This window comes from Chitinophaga niabensis, from assembly GCF_039545795.1.
GTDB classification, from domain to species: domain Bacteria; phylum Bacteroidota; class Bacteroidia; order Chitinophagales; family Chitinophagaceae; genus Chitinophaga; species Chitinophaga niabensis_B.
The window spans coordinates 5,700,198-5,718,217 of the sequence record NZ_CP154260.1; the positions used below are offsets into that span (position 1 = coordinate 5,700,198).

The 18,020-nt window shown below is 43.1% G+C and carries 17 protein-coding genes and 1 tRNA gene; 14 read left to right on the forward strand and 4 right to left on the reverse strand.

Annotated elements, in window-relative coordinates; genetic code table 11:
* Nucleotides 1-51: 51 nt before the first annotated feature.
* A complete protein-coding gene (locus tag AAHN97_RS22630; protein WP_343304378.1) occupies nucleotides 52-636 on the reverse strand; it encodes a helix-turn-helix domain-containing protein in 585 nt (194 codons plus the stop codon).
* 111 nt (nucleotides 637-747) lie between these two features.
* On the opposite strand from AAHN97_RS22630, the gene AAHN97_RS22635 reads away from it, so the two are divergent.
* From AAHN97_RS22635 to AAHN97_RS22695, 13 genes are all read left to right on the forward strand, one after another.
* Nucleotides 748-1,317 carry a MarC family protein gene (locus tag AAHN97_RS22635; protein ID WP_343304379.1) on the forward strand — a complete coding sequence of 190 codons (570 nt, stop codon included), beginning with the start codon at nucleotides 748-750 and terminating at the stop codon, nucleotides 1,315-1,317.
* A gap of 43 nt (nucleotides 1,318-1,360) precedes the next feature.
* Nucleotides 1,361-1,432 (forward strand) — tRNA-Arg (locus tag AAHN97_RS22640).
* An 83-nt stretch (nucleotides 1,433-1,515) separates the two neighbouring features.
* Complete coding sequence (locus tag AAHN97_RS22645; protein ID WP_343304380.1) at nucleotides 1,516-2,889, forward strand: SMEK domain-containing protein; 1,374 nt, start codon at nucleotides 1,516-1,518, stop codon at nucleotides 2,887-2,889.
* Nucleotides 2,877-4,667, forward strand: a complete 1,791-nt coding sequence (locus tag AAHN97_RS22650; protein WP_343304381.1) for a hypothetical protein — start codon at nucleotides 2,877-2,879, stop codon at nucleotides 4,665-4,667. Before AAHN97_RS22645 ends, AAHN97_RS22650 begins: the two co-directional genes overlap by 13 nt.
* Before the next feature lie 479 nt (nucleotides 4,668-5,146).
* On the forward strand, nucleotides 5,147-5,680 hold the full coding sequence (locus tag AAHN97_RS22655; RefSeq protein ID WP_343304382.1) for a hypothetical protein: 534 nt from the start codon (nucleotides 5,147-5,149) through the stop codon (nucleotides 5,678-5,680).
* A gap of 213 nt (nucleotides 5,681-5,893) precedes the next feature.
* Nucleotides 5,894-6,625 (forward strand): hypothetical protein, encoded by a 732-nt coding sequence (locus AAHN97_RS22660; RefSeq protein WP_343304383.1) that lies wholly within the window; start codon nucleotides 5,894-5,896, stop codon nucleotides 6,623-6,625.
* Between the two features lie 44 nt (nucleotides 6,626-6,669).
* Complete coding sequence (locus tag AAHN97_RS22665) at nucleotides 6,670-7,557, forward strand: sigma-70 family RNA polymerase sigma factor (RefSeq protein ID WP_343304385.1); 888 nt, start codon at nucleotides 6,670-6,672, stop codon at nucleotides 7,555-7,557.
* A 58-nt stretch (nucleotides 7,558-7,615) separates the two neighbouring features.
* On the forward strand, nucleotides 7,616-8,068 hold the full coding sequence (locus tag AAHN97_RS22670; RefSeq protein WP_343304386.1) for a hypothetical protein: 453 nt from the start codon (nucleotides 7,616-7,618) through the stop codon (nucleotides 8,066-8,068).
* A 1-nt stretch (nucleotide 8,069) separates the two neighbouring features.
* Complete coding sequence (locus AAHN97_RS22675; protein WP_343304387.1) at nucleotides 8,070-8,432, forward strand: DoxX family protein; 363 nt, start codon at nucleotides 8,070-8,072, stop codon at nucleotides 8,430-8,432.
* An 89-nt stretch (nucleotides 8,433-8,521) separates the two neighbouring features.
* Nucleotides 8,522-9,274: a hypothetical protein gene (locus tag AAHN97_RS22680; protein ID WP_343304388.1), complete on the forward strand. Its 753-nt coding sequence runs from the start codon at nucleotides 8,522-8,524 to the stop codon at nucleotides 9,272-9,274.
* A 645-nt stretch (nucleotides 9,275-9,919) separates the two neighbouring features.
* On the forward strand, nucleotides 9,920-10,087 hold the full coding sequence (locus AAHN97_RS22685; RefSeq protein WP_343304389.1) for a hypothetical protein: 168 nt from the start codon (nucleotides 9,920-9,922) through the stop codon (nucleotides 10,085-10,087).
* Between the two features lie 16 nt (nucleotides 10,088-10,103).
* Complete coding sequence (locus tag AAHN97_RS22690) at nucleotides 10,104-10,523, forward strand: MauE/DoxX family redox-associated membrane protein (protein ID WP_343304390.1); 420 nt, start codon at nucleotides 10,104-10,106, stop codon at nucleotides 10,521-10,523.
* A gap of 17 nt (nucleotides 10,524-10,540) precedes the next feature.
* The gene (locus AAHN97_RS22695; protein ID WP_343304391.1) at nucleotides 10,541-10,888 is read left to right on the forward strand and encodes a hypothetical protein; all 348 of its coding nucleotides are present in this window, start codon (nucleotides 10,541-10,543) and stop codon (nucleotides 10,886-10,888) included.
* 41 nt (nucleotides 10,889-10,929) lie between these two features.
* On the opposite strand, the gene AAHN97_RS22700 is transcribed toward AAHN97_RS22695, so the two are convergent.
* The 3 genes from AAHN97_RS22700 to AAHN97_RS22710 are packed head-to-tail and all read right to left on the reverse strand — an operon-like array spanning nucleotide 10,930 to nucleotide 17,122.
* The gene (locus AAHN97_RS22700) at nucleotides 10,930-12,195 is read right to left on the reverse strand and encodes a prenyltransferase/squalene oxidase repeat-containing protein (protein WP_343304392.1); all 1,266 of its coding nucleotides are present in this window, start codon (nucleotides 12,193-12,195) and stop codon (nucleotides 10,930-10,932) included.
* A 28-nt stretch (nucleotides 12,196-12,223) separates the two neighbouring features.
* Nucleotides 12,224-13,582 carry a RagB/SusD family nutrient uptake outer membrane protein gene (locus tag AAHN97_RS22705; RefSeq protein WP_343304393.1) on the reverse strand — a complete coding sequence of 453 codons (1,359 nt, stop codon included), beginning with the start codon at nucleotides 13,580-13,582 and terminating at the stop codon, nucleotides 12,224-12,226.
* Between the two features lie 18 nt (nucleotides 13,583-13,600).
* Nucleotides 13,601-17,122: a SusC/RagA family TonB-linked outer membrane protein gene (locus AAHN97_RS22710; RefSeq protein ID WP_343304394.1), complete on the reverse strand. Its 3,522-nt coding sequence runs from the start codon at nucleotides 17,120-17,122 to the stop codon at nucleotides 13,601-13,603.
* A 316-nt stretch (nucleotides 17,123-17,438) separates the two neighbouring features.
* Here AAHN97_RS22710 and AAHN97_RS22715 point away from each other — a divergent pair, with 316 nt between their 5' ends.
* The gene (locus tag AAHN97_RS22715) at nucleotides 17,439-17,999 is read left to right on the forward strand and encodes an RNA polymerase sigma factor (RefSeq protein WP_343304395.1); all 561 of its coding nucleotides are present in this window, start codon (nucleotides 17,439-17,441) and stop codon (nucleotides 17,997-17,999) included.
* The last annotated feature ends 21 nt before the right edge of the window (nucleotides 18,000-18,020 follow it).

Below are 18,020 nucleotides of genomic sequence, written 5' to 3' on the forward strand. Positions count from 1 at the left end.
TAATTTTTTATGAATTGGGGCAAAAAATTGGTTGATCGGGCTAAAAAACCGCTATTTCTCTGCGTCCTGGAAGAAGTAAACCACCAACAGCAGTGCATCATCTGCTCCTACATTAGCCGGTTTGTGGCCCAGGCGGCCATCGAAAAAGATGGAATCCCCGCTTTCGAGGATGTACTTTTCATTATTGATGAGGTATTCCACCGTGCCTTTGATCACATACTTATATTCATAAGCATCCGTTTTCACGATCTGGTTACGTTTGGCGCCCTGCTTCAGCTCCAGCAGCACAAAATCCGTGGGGCCTCCCTTGATATTGCGGGTAAGCACCCGTTTGTACAGGAAACCTTTGGCATTCTCCTTTTCAAAGGATTGGTATTCATCTTTCCTTTTGATCAATACCCGGGCGGTTTGCGTCTGCTGATTGATGTCGTTAAAGAACTCATTCATATCCAGGTTGAGTGCCCGGATAATATTGATCAGTACCAACAGAGATGGTACGGTGCGGTTATTTTCTATCTGGGAGATGAGGCCCTTGCTCACTTCCGCTTTGTCTGCCAGTTCCTGCACGGTAATGCCTTTGGCCTTGCGCTTTTCCTTGATCTTAGTGCTGATCTGGATAATGATATCTTCTTGCATGCCTTTGATTTATTGGGAGGTTCCGTTCTAATCCGCAACAAATTAGATATTTTAGCTTAGCTAACCATCATCCCGGGTAAAGAATACCCTACTTTTGCAAAAATTCAAGATATGTTCAGTATCGACCAGATGATCACCGTAGGCTTCACACTCTTTGCTGTGATAGATATCCTTGGTTCCATTCCCATCCTGCTTTCCCTGAAAGAAAAACTTGGGGAGATCAGCGCCTGGAAAGCCACACTGGCTTCCGGCATACTGATGGTAGCATTCCTGCTGATAGGAGAAGCCTTCCTGAAACTCATGAGTGTAGACCTTCAATCCTTTGCCGTGGCGGGTTCTATTGTGATCTTCATCATCGGGCTGGAAATGATCCTGGGCATTGAATTCTTTAAAAGTGATAATGACACCAAAACGGGAAGTCTTGTTCCTATTGCCTTTCCGCTGATTGCAGGTTCCGGTACGCTCACCACCATCATGTCCCTCAAGGCTGATTTCGGGGATTATAACATCCTGGCGGGCATCCTGGTGAACCTCCTGATCATTTTTGTGGTATTAAAGTCCCTGAACAGGATTGAGCGGATACTGGGAAAAGCTGGACTGATGGTGATACGGAAGTTTTTCGGGGTGATCCTGCTGGCCATTGCCGTACGGATCTTTAAAAGCAATATCGGGACTTTGTAATTTCCTATTAATTAACTTAGCTTTGCAGACCTTTTGAGGATTTGGCCTCGTCGTACAATGGATAGTACATTAGTCTCCGAAGCTGATGATCCAGGTTCGATTCCTGGCGAGGCTACGAAAAAATAAAACCGGAATTTCTGAAAAACCATTCAGCAGTTCCGGTTTTTTCTATTAACCCTAATCTTAGTCAACCAAACGATGTCCAACGAGCGCCAAAAACTGGGAAATATTTCTTTCTTACTTGCATGTTGGATAGCTGACATCCGGTTGAACAATGCTATTGACTTCCAGGATATCAATAAGTCTGCCGAAGGCGTATGCATGCAGTTGCTGAACCTCGTTTACAATTATGAGCTGGAAGACCTCAATTACACAAAGCGGAATTTCCCGGGGCTTGATCTTGCAGACCACAAAGCAAAAGTGGCCTTTCAGATCACTTCCCGTACTGATGCAGCCAAAGTGATTGAAACCTTACAGAAGGTAAAAGATGATTTTCCTTCCGCTGTCAAATTCTTCATCCTCAACCAGCAAACCAAAATAAGTTTCGGCAAAAAGAACGATCCTGCTAACATCCACCCTTCTTTCCATGCAGAAAAGGATATTTTATATCCTGAAGACCTTCTCCGTGAAATAAAGAACATCTATCATACTGATCCGGCAAGGTTCCGGAAAATTCAACATCTCCTGGAGCGTGAACTGATCAGGTTCGTGCCTTCTGATAAAGTGCAATCCGTTATGTCAGGCAACACTATAGATAACTTACTGAAACATTTGCCCCACAAAACCAGGGCATTCTTCGCCGTGCTGATCCTGATGCTGATCATTACCGGTGGGGCGCTTTACATCTACAAGGACTATGACTCCGTTAAAGCAGCAACAGATAAAGAACCCTGCATCGCGTACAGCATAACCGGTATCATATTGGAAAACAGAGATGGTACGGAAACAAAAATGCGGTCTGTTACCATTGTGCTGCCGGAGATCAGCCCTTATACTAAAGAAGAGATGATCACGAATGGAGAATTCCTGATAAGGGATGTTAAACTGAGCAGGAATAACCCTGCCATTCAGCTCAGGATAGAGCGGGAAGGGAAGATCCTGTATAAGAAACGGATTGAATTAAATGCATCTAAATGGGATAGCTCCCAATGCAGTGTCAATATCGGGGAAGTGCATCTTACACAGGAAGATCGTGTAAACCCGATCCCTGTAACTGCTGCTCAACCTGTAACCTTTAACATCAATTACGAGCACAAGGGTTTAATTGCCGCCATCAGCAAAGCAAAAAACCTGGTATACCGCAGATCTTCTCCGCGCCTGGTAGAGATCACTTATTCCGGCGAAATATTACCTGCGGTTACTCGCAGCCTGTATTATTACCCGGGTGGCCATCTGCTGGTTCGGGTAAAAGAACATCACTGTGAAAAAGAACTGCCTTTCCGGATCGGGGAAACGTTCAGGATAGGCAACAGGATGGAAGGTGTAAAAGCAGACATACAGCGTGATATTGATTCTATCATAGATAATAATACCTCATCTATTGCGAAAACTATTGCCTCATGTTTCGATTAAGTTTTCTACTACTCCTTATCCCTTTTATCGGTGACGCTCAACAGGCGCCCAAAAGAACGATCATGATCCACACGCATGGCGACAGAACGTTGGTGACCCTGATCGAAAAATCGTTGGGCCGTTTACGGGTAGGCGATTCCCTTCGTTTTGAACATGTAACCAACTTGAATCAGATCTACAATACCGCCATGATAGACACCATCGTCAGAACTCTTATTGATCGTGGCCCTTACATCAATTTTAAATTGACCCCGGAACAGGAAAAGAACTTGAAAGAACTGGCAACAACCGTCTCTCAATATGAACTCCTGCTGAGTGTCAATATTAATAAGGTCAATGCGCTGCTGGAATACCAGTTCTATTTATATAGTACGGATACAACTACCAAAGAAAAAACACAGCAAGACTCAACAGCGCACTGGCCCACTAAAAACCTCTTAAAACCACGGTATCTGAACAGCTTCTTTATAGATGTTTCTTCGCCGGATTACAGTGAGCGCATCGATCGCGAAGTTGCCAAAATGTTCCCCGAAACAGAACAAGCTCCAGTAGCCGTAATCTCCAGCGGATCAAAAAAAGCACAGGAAACATTTATAGGTATAAAAGATACCATTCGTTTAGACGGATCCGTTCTATCGAATGACCATGAAGTATCTGCCCGGAAACTACAGTATTACTGGTATCGCGAAATACTTTCTCCTGATACCGGTGGCCATAAGATCCTGGTAAGCGAAAAGCCTTCACTGGAATTGCCCTCAGACAGATTAAGCGACAACCGCTTCTTCCTGAAAGTATTCGATGGCGTACATTATTCGAATTTTGATTCTGTGGATATACATATCAAAGCAAAACCAGAAATATACCTGGTGGATACTGTTATTTCCACCTACTACCATAGATCCCTTTTTAAAAGCAAGGACCGCATACAAGCTTATGCACATATATTAAGCTCAAGTCTTTCCCGAAGTGATGTCAGCAAATTGCAACTATACGTTTGGGACAGGAGGATAGATACTTTTAATGTAAAAAAGGAATATTACAGTGGGAAGAGGTATAAGCGCAGGTCCACTTATAAGGATTGGATAAATTTATCCATGGAAGAGGCCCTGTTGCCCCGGGAAGACCAGATCAACCTAAAAGTGGAAAAAACAGAAGATGGATATGATATCAATTTTGATAATGATGCCAACCATGATTTTTATGTAAATTATTTTATTGAAGAACAGGAATTAAATGTAAGCAGCAATTCTGTGAACCTAACGGTGGAACATAGAGCCTATCCAATGTATTCATTTATCCTGAACTATAACCATCTGGAATTCGGCGCTCTCAATAAAAGCATAGAAGACACCATAGACGCCGTTATTCACGAAGCGCGATTTGGTATTGCTTTAAGCCTGTACAGATCAGAACAGACAGGTATAGCATTAGAGGCAGATGCAACTGTAGGTTTTTCCGCAAATACCCCCCGCAGGGTTACAATGTCCAGAACGTTGCAGGGGCATTTGTATTTTAAAAAATGGGTAAAATATCACTCAATGGCGCTTGTCGTTGGCGCAGGTTACACCCTGTTTACTGTGGAATCGGAAGTTCCCTTGAACAGGTTCACATACAATGAATGGAAGCCGGGAATATCAGTCGGGATAGAAAGTCAGCCGGTTCGATGGTGTACTCTCTTTTTTGGTGTAAATGGCAATTTTTCTAAAATGGAAGCCCATGGCTACCAGATAAGCTCCCAATGGATGAATATCAGGCTAAAGTTTCATATCCCGCAATGATACCATTAGGGAAATCTGACCTACCTGGAAGAAGTGAATTTTACCAAAGAGGCCAGCAGAGAACGTTTTTTTTACAGTTGAAAAAATTCTATTCAGAGAAAGAAATCCTGGAAATAACCTGGGTTAACGCCACTGAGAACTACTTCAATATGATGGCAAAGCCCCTGGGCCAGACCTCCGATAACTTTGTCTACCGGCAAAATACCCATTAATTGGGCTACTCCCCAGCACCCATTAGCTCCCATCCAAATTTCCCCGTACCTCCTTAAAGGATTTCCAAAAAACCGCCCGCAGGGTAGAAAAATCTCCATATACAACAGGCCCTTTACCCCTCAAATGACCCACCAGCAAGGGCTGCACGTATTACTACTTAAATTTCACCTCCAATTACCCCTTCCTACCTCAAAAATAAGTCTTAGAATATGCGGGACATCGTGCAGATTAAGACAAAGGGCCATCATTCACCACAACATTCCACTATGAGTGCAACCATCACCCTGGACCTTGGGATTTTACTGGAGGTAACTTCCAAGTGCAAGCAGGATTATGCTAACTGGACTTTCTTTAACGTGAAGGATGCGACACTTTCTGTTCATTTTGATACCATTGCCAATGACTACTTCCGCCTGTTGCTGGTGGACATGAATACTATGCTTAGCCTCTCCAAGAACATCAAGATCACTTTCTGGCAGGTTTTCAACCGCCTGGAAAGAGGGAAATACGGGAGGAACAAGATCACCCTCTCAGATATTATCCGCTGGCGGGAACTTCTCCTTACCAGTTACCAAACCATTGAAAAGATCAAATTGCTACGGGACAGGAAAGTCTACTACGTCAATGATGAAGAAACCTGCCAGGTTTTCATTAGCCGCAGTGAAATAGAGGAGGTACTGATAAAGATGGAAGATATTGTCTTAGAGATCTGCCGCATCCTGGAGTACCCTATCACCAGTATCCCTACCGTAGAGGAAAGATCCAACCACACCATTGAGGATGCCTTTAAGCGGATTTAAGTATTTGATCAGAAAATGTTATACTATATTTATACTGTTCCCTAACCTAAATCTTTTATTATGCGCTCCCCCTTTACCTTGATGCTTTTAATGCTATCCACCCACGTATTCGCACAAAAAATTGAATTTAAGAAAAAACTTAAAGTACAGGTTAATGCTGCCGCTAATCCTCTTTACCAGGTGAGGTTTATTGATCCCAAAAAGGACACCCTGATGAAACGGTCTATGGAAGTATTTGCACCCAATGGTCAGTTACTAAATTACCAGCTTACCAAAACACTGAACTGGAATAAGGCCTTACCCTTTCATAAAGACAGTCTCACATTACCAGGTAGCTTAAGCCAAAAAAGCTATTTATATGCGGATATCAAACCCGATGAAGACCGGTTGTTGATTTACTTCTGGCCCTACATCACAAGCGGTACTCCCTCCACTGAAATAGTGCAAAACAATGCCTTTTTTGAAGATCATATGTTTTCTATTGCACTGGAAGACAGAACAACGCTATCATTTCCTTCCTCCTCCCTGCATGCAGGTGCAATGACCCTTCCCATCAAAATATATATTGGTGGCCCGGACTCTGTGAGTGCAGTACAGGCTGGTGTTAGCGCCGGGCTGTATGTAGGTAAGAAATGGAGCAGGACCCAATATATCAAGTTGCCGAATGAGAAAGAATTCACCACTTATCAAACAGCCTATTCATTGAACGTGTTACTTGGCCTGAATAAATTAGATCTTGATGAAAAGAATACAAAAGACGCAGGTAAGAAATTTAAAGGAAGTATTGCTTCATTAAGTGCCGGTATTTCTCCAGGCTTTCACTATAAAAGCTTTACCCTTTTTACGGCTATCGGATTTGACTTTCCGCTAAGTAGCAAAGGGGAACATTGGGCATTCAAAGGTAAACCCTGGATCGGGCTGGGAGCAGGATTTGAGATATTTTAGTCCCATCCTGTCACAAATAAAAAGGCTAATTTGTCTTATACAATATGACAGACAAAACCGCCACCTTCCTGGAATACAAAGCGCTGCTCTTCTCCATTGCCTACAACATGCTGGGCAATGTAGACGCGGCAGAAGACATGGTGCAGGACGCTTACCTGAAATGGATGGAAATTGACGCCATCGATGTACGCCATACAAAGGCCTACCTGGTAAAGATCGTCACCAATAAGTCCATTAATTACCTCCACAGCGCCCGGCAGCGGAGGGAGGAATATATTGGTCTATGGCTCCCGGAGCCTCTGCTGAACTATGAAAACCCTAAGATCGAATCTTATCATGCACTGTCTATCGGGTTCCTCGTCCTGCTGGAAAAGCTAACTCCCCAGGAGAGAGCTATATTCCTGTTAAAAGAGGTGTTCTCATATGACTATTACGAGCTGGCGGAGATGTTTGAGAAAACAGAAGACAACTGCCGCCAGATCCTGAAACGGGCAAAAGATAACCTGGGCAAAGATACCCGGCGTTTTGAGGTAGATCTCAAAGTGCATGAAAAGATCCTGCATAAATTTTTACAGGCCATTTCAGAAGGCAGTATGGAAGAACTGATCCATACTCTCAAAGAAGATATCGTATTGTTCGCTGATGGGGGAGGACGATTGTTCTCTACCAACAATCAGCGCCTCGCCGCTCCACCCAAACCGATCTATGGAAGGGAAAATGTCAGCAAACTATTGCTCAGCGCCGTATCCAAACTGGATTACATCAATGGCCTGGACAGGGAGATCATTGTGGCTAACGGATTGCCCTCCATTATCTCTTATTCCGGCGGAATGCCCTTCAGCCTTATTTCCTTTGAGCTGGAAGGAGATCATATCAGGAACATTTACCTCCAGATTAACCCTGATAAACTAAAGCATTTTAAAAAAACCTGATCTCACCGTCACAGAAAAAGCAGGTGGCCTGTCTTATGTATAAATAAATCACAGCCACATGCTTTTCAACACTTCTTTATGGCTCCATATCATCGGCATCAGCCTGATGGCAGGTGTTACGGTAGCGGATTTTGTACTCACCAGGAAATTCTGGTCATTATATGCACATAACCCACAGGAAGGGATCCTGGTAAGAAGGATCACCAACCGGCTGCCAGTGCTGATCATTGCCGGCACTGCACTCATCCTGTTATCCGGCGTAGGAATGATGATTGCCACGCGCGGCGTTTTTGATACTTTCCTGTGGTTCAGGATCAAAATGGGAGTAGTACTGCTGGTGATCCTCAATGCTATTATCTTCGGCCGGCGGCAAAATGCAAAACTTAACAAGCTGCTGTTACAGGAAACGCCATCCCTCTCCGGCATTCGTAAAAACCTGAACACCTTCCACATTACCCAGCTGGTGTTTTTCGCCATCATTTACCTGTTAAGCACTTTCAAATTTAACTAACATGAAAAGAGAAAGAATTATCTACTGGTCACTCACCTGTGCCATCAGTTTCTTCATGCTGTTCAGCGCTTATTATTCCGGCACCCATGCCACTGAATTCGCAAACATGGGTTTCCCGAACTATTTCAGGATAGAACTCACCACAGCCAAAGTGATCGGCGCAGTGGCATTGCTTTTCCCACAGGTGCCGGTGAGGATAAAAGAGTGGATCTATGTGGCTTTCAGCATTAATTTGTTCTCGGCTTTCCTGGCAAAGTTGAATACAGGGTATCCTGTGATCGGGGTGATAGAACCGCTCACCGTATTGGCTTTGCTGATCTGGTTTGCCTCGTACCTGCATAAACTGGAGCTCCAGAAAGCCTAAAACAATGAATGTCATCATTTTATCTAGTTCCCCTGGCCGCTTTGCAGCAACGCAGATACCGCTTATATTGCAGGTAAATATCAATACCTATGCAATTCTCACTTAAGGGGCTTTTTACCTTATTGTGCGTATGTAGCTTTTGCACAACTGCCTTTGCCCAGGCACTCCATGATACTGCCGAAGTACTGATCCTCAAAACCGGCGAACTATTGCCAGAAGATGCCAAACCGATGGGGGATGTCAAAGTTCTGGATGGTGGTTTCAAGATCAAATGTGGTTACGACCGCACCATTGAACAGGCCAAAGAAAAAGCCCGTAAGAAAGGGGCTAACATCGTTCTGATCACAGAGCTCAAAGCCCCCGATTCCAAAAGTACCTGTTACCGCCTGAGAGGCGATGTGTATTATGCGGAAAACATCACAGGTTACACACCTGTTTCCAGCAGTGCTTTTGATTCATCGCTGAGTGCCATCGTGCCACCTGATGCGGATTATGCCGTAGTATGTGTTTACAGACCGAAAGGAGGGACCGGCATGCTGGTACACTACAACCTGAATGTAGGAGATTCTGCAGATTGCCGCATGTGGAATGGCAGCAAGTATTCCGTAAAAATACTTAAACCCGGGCCGTTTACTATCTGGGCAAAGACAGAAACAAAAGAAGAGCTCACCATAGATGTACAGCCTGGCAAGGTGTATTTCGTGAAGTGCAGTATAAAAATGGGGGCTTTCTGGGGAAGGCCGAAGTTTGTAGAAGTGGATGCCCATTTTGGACTGCCGGAGTTTAATGCAGTAGAGATGAAGGGAGACCCTGAGAAACAGGGAGATCCTATCTATCAATAAGTTATTCATCGGTTTGGGGCTTGTAAAGGAGCCTCAAACCGATACGCTTTAAAGAAAAACCCATCCCATTACACCCTGCTCCCCTTTTTTTTGCGTCTTAATAACAAGAGTACCGTTTACCCCTCCCAATTTAACGCATTCAACTAGCCATTATCCATATGAAAAATAGGAAGGGGATTCTTATGCCCTGCATGTAACGAACCACCAGAAGAAATTGCCATTCCACGAATTGAAAAAAGCTGATACAATTCAACAAAGCCGGCATTACTGAGATCCTTCAGTAATGCCGGATGTTACACGCACGTTTGTTATTAACTAAAAAGACCATTAGCTATGTTATTCCATTTAAGTACACAGCATTTTCCGAACGCTATCCGAACAACTGAAATACCCCGTGAATATGCCGACATTACCCTGCCGGATCACATAAGAAATGTAACGATTGATGACGCCTGTACCCTTATTCATCAAACCATCCAAGAGCAAGGGTACAGTCTTTGGATAAATAATTTTTTCATCAACAAACCGCTTTCATTGTATGTATTATCCATGCAAAAAATGTATTCCCTGTATTATAGTATTGAGAACGTTGTAAAATTCGGAACAGCAGATAAAATAAAGAAAATTGAGCCAAAGGAGTTTTGTATGTTAGAACTGTCACCCGGCTTTCATTATGGCAAATTTGAGAAAGGCACTTACAGATCATTACATATTACAGTAGACGAGTACAACAAGTCTATATTAAAGGACCGGGAATACATTGCAGCACTTTTAAGGGAGCACTACTTTGCCAGCGCTTATCAGCCTCAGTAGCCATTAAAAATTGCATATGAAGAGGAGTACCATACCTGAGATCATCTCAGCAGTATTTATTTTTCTATTTGTCTATACCGCTTTAAGTAAAATATTTACATTTCATCTTTTTGCACAGACATTAAAAGAAACACCGATAATAGGAGGCATAGCTGACTATATTGCCATTGCTATTCCCATCATTGAATTAATGATATCGCTGCTTTTATTCCTCCCACGTACCAGGCGACCAGGCTTGTATAGCACTTTTGTCCTGATGTTTGTTTTTACATTATACATAGGATATATGATCATTTTTACCCCCCAGCTCCCATGTACCTGCGGCGGGGTGATAGAAAAAATGACCTGGACACAGCATCTGCTCTTTAATGTGGTATTTACACTGCTCGCATTAACTGCTATTTTACTAACCCCTTATAAACAGATCATCTCTTAACTTTTAAAAAGACATGTATGAAAAATTATCTCCTGGGCCTATGTGCCTTAGCAGCGGCCATTGCATTAAGCGCCTACACTGCTCCAAAAACCGAATTGATCAGCTTTCATTTTATTCCGGCAAATGGTGCTGAATTCTATTACGAAAATGCTTCCCATTGGGAGCTGGCCACTTCCCACTACGAATGCGATGATATGGGAACTGATTGTTGTATCCTGCGGGTACCGGAAGACAAACTTTATTATTATTCAGGGTCGCCAACCCAGCAACTCGCGGGTTATCTTTCCGATCAGGGATTTGGGTCCTGGGACTACACCAGTGCAACACACGCGGTCATTTATCTGAGCTACTCCACAAAGCCCTAAAGGCAAAAGCGGTTGTATCAAAAGATACAACCGCTTTTCTATCAAACATCCAGCCTTCGCTTGCTCTTTCTTGTTTCCGTTAAATAATATCCCAACAGTTCAATCAGTAAGGGAATGATGATCATTGTAGAATAAGCAGTCGTTCCCAATTCCGGAAATGCGCCTATAATACTGTTCAGGAGTAAACATAAGCAGATGACAATAAACACCTTCCCCCATATATCAAAGATGAACCGCTCCTTAAACCGCTTCCAGCTAAATGGATTGGAGCGTTCCTTCAAGATCAGGTCTTTCCCCTGATATTGGATCATGATGATGGACTGCCAATTATAGGTATTTTCCTGCAGTGCTTTGCACACAACGAGGGTATCAAAGATGGCCCACAGGGGCTTCCGTTTGCCATCTTCAAAGGAGGGATGCCACCAGTAATAGTTATTATTATTGGTGATCAGGTCATTTACCCCATCAAACACCGTGATACTTTTTGTATTCCCCGAAAGTATCAGCGCTGTCAGAAGAAGCTGCAGCGGCATATGATGAAATTTCAATTTCCTGCTCCCAAACTCTATGGTCTCATGGTATTCCAACTCAATATTAATCTTTGCCAATTGTAAATTCTGTGCACGTTGCCTCAACCACTGAGTACCTGATTTCAACTCAATGATATCGTGCCCGTTTGCTGCCAGGGTAATGATCACCCGCGAAGTATAAACAATACTGGAAGGATGGCCGACAGTGCTTCCCCAGCCTTTATCTGTATTCTGTGCCTTGATCAGCCAGTTAAGCCCCCTTTCGTATTGCTCGGTGTTCACCTTGCCATATACTTTTAATGTTTTAAGTGCCAGGCAGGTTGTATACACACGGGAAATATCTCCGGGCATCATACCCCATCCTTCATCTGCTTCGCCTTTAATGGCATTTCGTAATAGCCAGTTCAGACCAGCCACTACAACCGGATGATCTCCATATTCTTCATGTAAAGCCAGCAATGCCCAGCAGGTTGCTTCCAGGGTAGCTACACCTGGGAAGTTGGTCACATATTCCCATCCTCCATTTTTGGTGCTATCCGCACTCTTTATCTGGCTTTTCAGTAAGCTGTCTACTATTTTTAGTTTGTCATTAAAGTCCTCTTTGAAGTATTTGAATGCCAGCAATACCTGCGCAGTGGCTACAGTTCCTATCTTATCTGCTCCCAGGTATTGATGCCAGCCTGCTTTTCCTTTGATCTGACGGTAGTGAAGTTTAAAATTCTGTAACGCTTCTTTTACGATATGATCGATATCTGATTTTATGATGCTTTTTTTCATGTCTCCTTATTAAATAATATATTGATTATTATGGGTTCTGTACCATGCCGGACATTTTAACTTCATCCTCCGGGATCTGCAATGCATACCTCCGATCATTAGGAGGTAGCAGATAGGTACGTCCATTCACCAACCTTTTCAATTCAATGTTCGCACCAGCTTTGTTTAAACGCTTAAGATCTATCCATCTTAACCCACGCAGTACCAATTCCTTTTTTCGCTCCCTCAATATCAGGTCCAATGCCTCTGCCGGATTGCGTGCTGTCAATTGAACAAAGGTGCCAGCCACAAAACGTTTTTCAAGCAACTTGTTCAGGTCTGCCATTGCAGCATGCGTAATTCCTTCCCTGGCATAATATTCAGCACGCATCAGGTAAACTTCATTTGTGGCGATACCACTATAAAGACTAACGGTCCCTGAATAATTTCCACGAAAGCCAAACGTACCATTCTGGTTATCCTTAAACAGTATCCATTTCCTTAGATCATTATTGCTATAAGAATTATACAACTCAGGATTTACTTTTGCAGTATGTATGTTAAATGCCTGAGTTGCCATTACACTTGAACCGGTAATAATCTCCGAATTACTGAATCTGGGAGCAAAGGGAAGTTGAACGGTAGGATTCTGGTCTAATGTATTGTAATCGATTAATGTATTTCTAAACTGTAAACATAAATCAGCATAGGAGCCCATATTCCTGTAATCACCCATAGACATGTAACAGCGGGCCAATAATGCATAGGCGGCAGGTTTTGAAGGGCGTAAAGAAGGCACAGGCTGCATAGGCAATAATTCTGCTGCCAGTTTCAGATCATCTATGATCCGTTCATATGTTTGTTTGAGCGTGGCGCGAACCGTCTTCTCATTCATATCCGGAGTTAATCTCAAAGGGATACCGGGATCTGTACCAGCAGTGCGTTCAGCATACATGGTGGTCCAAATAAAAGTTGCCTGAAGAAACGCCTGCGCACGTAAGAATAAAGCTTGCCCTTTTACGTTCTTTATATCGTCAGGCCGGCCCTCTACTTCATTTGCATAGGCCAGTACAGTGTTTGCTATATATACATTGGTGTAAATATTTCCCCAGTCATTATTACTTCCTTTTTCAAACATCTGACCCTTTTCCCATACATACATCCTTCTGTTGCATTCTTCTAACGCGGCCCAATCATTATCTGTCAGAAAAAACTCGTCTGCACTCAGGTCCATCGCCTTGGGGCTTTTCTGATTAAGTACCTGCTCATTATTGAGTATTGCCTGAAGGTCCTCCACTTTGGAAGGTATTATCTTTTTCTGGTCGGTAGTTGCGTCCAAATATTTCTTGCAGCTCATATATTGAAGAACAAGAAACATGGCTAGTAGTATTGCGATCGTAGTCCTCATAAAAATGAATTAGTTTATCTAGAAGAAAAACCTGGCACCAAATGAAACGCTGGCATCTGCGCGCATTAGTTGGCTATCCGGATCAATGTCATGCTTATTTTTTTTCCAGATGATTCCCGGATTGGTCAACGTAGCATAGATCTGAATGTTATCAATGAGCGCTCCGGCGATCTTCTTCCGCACAAATTCGTAGTTCACATTCACGTACCCGACCCTTACATGGTCACCCTTTGTCACCAGATCGTTTGACATGGCGTAGAAAAGCCCTCTGTTACTTCCATTAGGTATAATAAGAGAAGGAACAGTTGTAAAACGCTCATCTCCCTTTTTCTTCCAACGCTGATAATAATCCCCATGGCTGGTTTGTTTATTGGCCAGGTCATCATAATTGATGGACGATCTTCTGAAATAATATCCCAGCTTGTATATAAGACAGGTTGTGATCGTCAGGTTTTCAAATTTGATAGCGGTACTAAATGAGCCTGATAATTTAGGCAGTGTGCTCCCGGCAAAATCAAGGTCTTCTACTCTACCCCCCAGGATCTTGTCATAGTCCATACTGATCTGTTGGTCCAGATAACCTCTTGGATCTCCCGTAGCAGGATCAAGTTTTGCTGACCGGAAAGAGAACAACGGATACAGTGTAAATCCCTCCAGGCCCATTGGCTTTCCACTTGCCGCTGTCAGGGCGGCCAGCATATCTTTACTCATAAGCCTGGTAACCCTGTCGGAATAATAATTGGCGACCAGATTGAAGTTCAGGTTAAACGCACCTATTTTATTCTCTGAATTGAGTTCGATATCCATGCCTCTTCCTTTCATCTCCCCAAAATTCCTTAAAACAGTGTTCCTCCCGAGTCCTGCTGTAATATCAACAGGGCCTCCGCCATATAGGTCCTGCATGCGTTTGCTATAGAATTCAATACTCCCTGAAAGCCTTCCGTTCTTTATGCGAAAGTCAATTCCTGCATTCAACATTTTGATCACCTCCCACTTCAGGTCCGGATTATTATTATTATCGATCACGGCATACCTTGAATTTGCCGGATCGTTCATGCCCATGTACCGGATGGTTGTTTCTCCTATGTTGTCCGCGTCAACTCCTCCACTCTCACCATAGGAAAACCTCAGCTTCAGATCGGACAGCCATTTGGAACGATAAAAACGTTCCTTTGAAATAAACCATGCGGCGCCCGAAGCCAACAGGGGCTTCCATCTGTTCTTCGTATTTTCCCCAAACGAATTAGTGGCATCACGCTTTCCACTAATGTAAAATGTATACCTGCCGTCCCATGTATAAGTGGCGTTTCCATAGGTAGAGATGTAATGGATCTCTTTTTTCTCAAATATGGAAGTATTCGGAATTTTCGTTGGTGCTTTAGTGGCTAAATGGGGATAATACTTTTCAAAGTCCATCTCCTGTATGTTAGCGGCATCATTACCTATTCCATACGTTCTGGACGACCTTACATCTGTGGCAAAGCTGCTCACTGCCCCTCCGGCTATGGCTACAATCTGATGTTTATTGTATTTCCGTTCAAAATTCAATTGTACACGACCATCGTGTCCCGTCTGGTCATCCGCATAACGGTCTCTTATTCCGCCTTTCGGTATAAAATTCCTTACTGTGTCCTTTGTATAGTCAATCTGTGAGAAACTGTTGATCAGGTCCCGGGTAAAGTAGCTCTGCATATCCTGATCAAGACGTCTTTCCATTTTCTGATGTTGGTAGTTATATTTCAATGAAACAAAAAAGCTGCTGCTGAATTTATAATCAAGGTTCCACTCCACATTCAGGCCGCGAACATTTGTTCTGTCTATACTATGCTTATAGTCCTGTAGTGGATAGTACCGCCAGTCCAGGAGCCGTCCTCCACCGAATGTATCAATATATTCTTTGCGGTAGTTATTGTAGGTATATAGGGGATTTTCTTCTCCATTTTGACCCAGGAGCTGTGTGTACTGCGGTCCTTTGAAATCTTTGTATGCGGGTTTACCGCTCCTGCTGTTGCTATGGGTAAAAAATGCATTGGTGGTGAATTCAAGTTTTTTTGTTGGCCTGAAAGCATGTGACAACCGGCTGGTATAGCGTTCGTATCTTTCACCCAGTGTGCCTTTATTCCTGTCCAAGCCCAGGGAAAACAGCCATGCATGTTTGCGCGTGCCGCCATTCAAACTAACCGCATATTGCTGATTCAGTTTGTTTTCTAAGAGATATCGCTGGAACTCATTTCGGACATCCGAGGCCCTTAGCTTATCAAGTTGCGCATTGGTTTCCGGGGTTGAGAGCAAGCCCTGCCGCTCTTTCAAAAGTATACTTCCCACCGGTGTTGGTGAATAATAGGCGAGATGAGGTAGTTTACTATCATAGTACCCTTTTCTAAACAAATTCATTTCCTCATTGATGAGGTCAGCAGAGGACATGGTATTTATGGAGAACAGGTCTGGTTTCCTGCCAATCGTTACGTTTGCATTAAATGTTACACAGAGGGGAGTGTCATATGTACCCTTCTTTGTAGTAATAACTATTACGCCATTACCAGCTTTCACACCCCAGATAGAAGCCGCAGCGGCATCCTTTAACAGGGTGATACTTTCTATATCATTGGGGTTTATATTCTCCTGCCTGCCATGGAAGGGGAAGTTATTCAGAATAATGAGCGGTTCCTTATCTCCAGAAAAAGTACTGGGGCCACGAATCATCAGGCCGGTACCAGTTGGTTCAAGATGTTTGGGTATGGAAGACATCCCGCTTGTAATAAACGGAAGCCTGGATAAGATGTCTGTACTTACCTGCTCATTTGCCCGTTTATGGTCAATCCTGCTAAAAGAACCGGCAGAACTATCTTTCCTGATCTTCTGGTATCCATTAGATACTATCTCCACACCGGTCATTTCCTGGATGATATTTTGCAGCACGATCGTGGTTTCCGTTTGCCCGGCGGCAATCTTTTTTTCTCTTGTTCTATAGCTGACAGAAGAAACAATTAAAGTGATACTACCGGAAATACCGGGAAAGGTAAACCGTCCTTCTTTATCCGTAATCACTCCACGGATCCCGTCTTTTAACACCACCGTTGCTTTTTCAATGGGTTCCCCCTTCTTATCCAATACCTGCCCCCTGATGGTAATTTCCGGAATGGGCTCCGGAGGCTTTTTCGGTGAAACTACTTCCGGTACATTCTCCCAGCCTTGTACTTCCTTGCTTGGTATAAACTGCACTTTATTCTTTTCCGTGCATTTCCAACCAACCGTATCGCCGGCAAATAACCATTGCAGGGCCTGCTCAATAGATTTATTGCGGAAAGTTCCGGTGATCAGCTTCTTATCATTAATAATAGTGCTTTTGTAGAAAAAGCGGACACCGGTTTGGCTTGTAATACTATCGAACAATACACGCAGTGGTATGCCTTTCGCCTCTATGGTAATTTCCCGCTCCATCATCGGCTTTTCAGATACTATTCCCTGCGCCCTTACAACAGCGCTTGCATGAAAAATAAAAACTACAGAAAAAATAAAAAATTGATAGATTTGTTTCATTGTTCTTTTGTTTAAAAATGGCCCCTTCCTTCCTAACATAGTCAGAAGGGGCTTTTGGGGTCTAATTTGACATCGATTAATGTTAGGCTCACTAACTAGTTTGTCCTATTCTATTTGGCTGATCTACGGGCTAAATTGGAAATCCTACACTCTTAAGACGGAATTTCACTTCATTTAGTGACAATATTCTTCAACTATTTTTTTGCGTGTTTATCTTAACTCGCAATTAACCATATTTCAATTTTTATCTGGAAGAATTTCATCAGTTTTGATGAAGACCATTCTATTAAAAAACACCAAAACAATAAGTATTCAAATGACAGATTATTCGGAATACAATGATCTCATGCTGTTGCAGGAGATTAAAAAAGGCGATAAACTGGCCTTTGCTGCACTATTTCATAAATACAGCCGTTTCCTTAAACTGGAGGCCTATTACCGGCTTCGGGATACTGAGTTAGCTGAAGAGGTGGTAAACGATGTGTTCTACAACGTATGGATGATGCGCCTGGACATCCATATAAAGTTTTCATTTAAACAATACCTGTTCAGGTCCGTGAAAAACAAATGTGTTTGCAGGAAGAGAAGTATGAAATCACATAAAAACGTCATGAACCATGTGAAAGAGATAGAAACAGACATTGATCATGGGTTCGATCCTGGTATTATGGAAAACAAAGAACTAGGTCAACAGATCATTGATGCCATTGCACATATCGCAAATCCCAAAAGCAAAAGAGCCTTTGAACTGCAGTTCATACACAACAAATCGCCTAAAGAGATCGCCGAATTAATGAATCTGGATCCTTCTAATGTCAGGCAGATGATCAGCCGTGCACTGAAGATAGTCAGGCCACTTCTCAAGAAGTACTGGTAAAAAATCATTCCATTATTGTTA

Coding starts and splice junctions, on each gene's coding strand:
- AAHN97_RS22630 (WP_343304378.1), bottom strand. CDS start 636: ATGCAAGAAGATATCATTATCCAGATCAGCACTAAGATCAAGGAAAAG.
- AAHN97_RS22635 (WP_343304379.1), top strand. CDS start 748: ATGTTCAGTATCGACCAGATGATCACCGTAGGCTTCACACTCTTTGCT.
- AAHN97_RS22645 (WP_343304380.1), top strand. CDS start 1,516: ATGTCCAACGAGCGCCAAAAACTGGGAAATATTTCTTTCTTACTTGCA.
- AAHN97_RS22650 (WP_343304381.1), top strand. CDS start 2,877: ATGTTTCGATTAAGTTTTCTACTACTCCTTATCCCTTTTATCGGTGAC.
- AAHN97_RS22655 (WP_343304382.1), top strand. CDS start 5,147: ATGAGTGCAACCATCACCCTGGACCTTGGGATTTTACTGGAGGTAACT.
- AAHN97_RS22660 (WP_343304383.1), top strand. CDS start 5,894: ATGAAACGGTCTATGGAAGTATTTGCACCCAATGGTCAGTTACTAAAT.
- AAHN97_RS22665 (WP_343304385.1), top strand. CDS start 6,670: ATGACAGACAAAACCGCCACCTTCCTGGAATACAAAGCGCTGCTCTTC.
- AAHN97_RS22670 (WP_343304386.1), top strand. CDS start 7,616: ATGCTTTTCAACACTTCTTTATGGCTCCATATCATCGGCATCAGCCTG.
- AAHN97_RS22675 (WP_343304387.1), top strand. CDS start 8,070: ATGAAAAGAGAAAGAATTATCTACTGGTCACTCACCTGTGCCATCAGT.
- AAHN97_RS22680 (WP_343304388.1), top strand. CDS start 8,522: ATGCAATTCTCACTTAAGGGGCTTTTTACCTTATTGTGCGTATGTAGC.
- AAHN97_RS22685 (WP_343304389.1), top strand. CDS start 9,920: ATGTTAGAACTGTCACCCGGCTTTCATTATGGCAAATTTGAGAAAGGC.
- AAHN97_RS22690 (WP_343304390.1), top strand. CDS start 10,104: ATGAAGAGGAGTACCATACCTGAGATCATCTCAGCAGTATTTATTTTT.
- AAHN97_RS22695 (WP_343304391.1), top strand. CDS start 10,541: ATGAAAAATTATCTCCTGGGCCTATGTGCCTTAGCAGCGGCCATTGCA.
- AAHN97_RS22700 (WP_343304392.1), bottom strand. CDS start 12,195: ATGAAAAAAAGCATCATAAAATCAGATATCGATCATATCGTAAAAGAA.
- AAHN97_RS22705 (WP_343304393.1), bottom strand. CDS start 13,582: ATGAGGACTACGATCGCAATACTACTAGCCATGTTTCTTGTTCTTCAA.
- AAHN97_RS22710 (WP_343304394.1), bottom strand. CDS start 17,122: ATGAAACAAATCTATCAATTTTTTATTTTTTCTGTAGTTTTTATTTTT.
- AAHN97_RS22715 (WP_343304395.1), top strand. CDS start 17,439: ATGACAGATTATTCGGAATACAATGATCTCATGCTGTTGCAGGAGATT.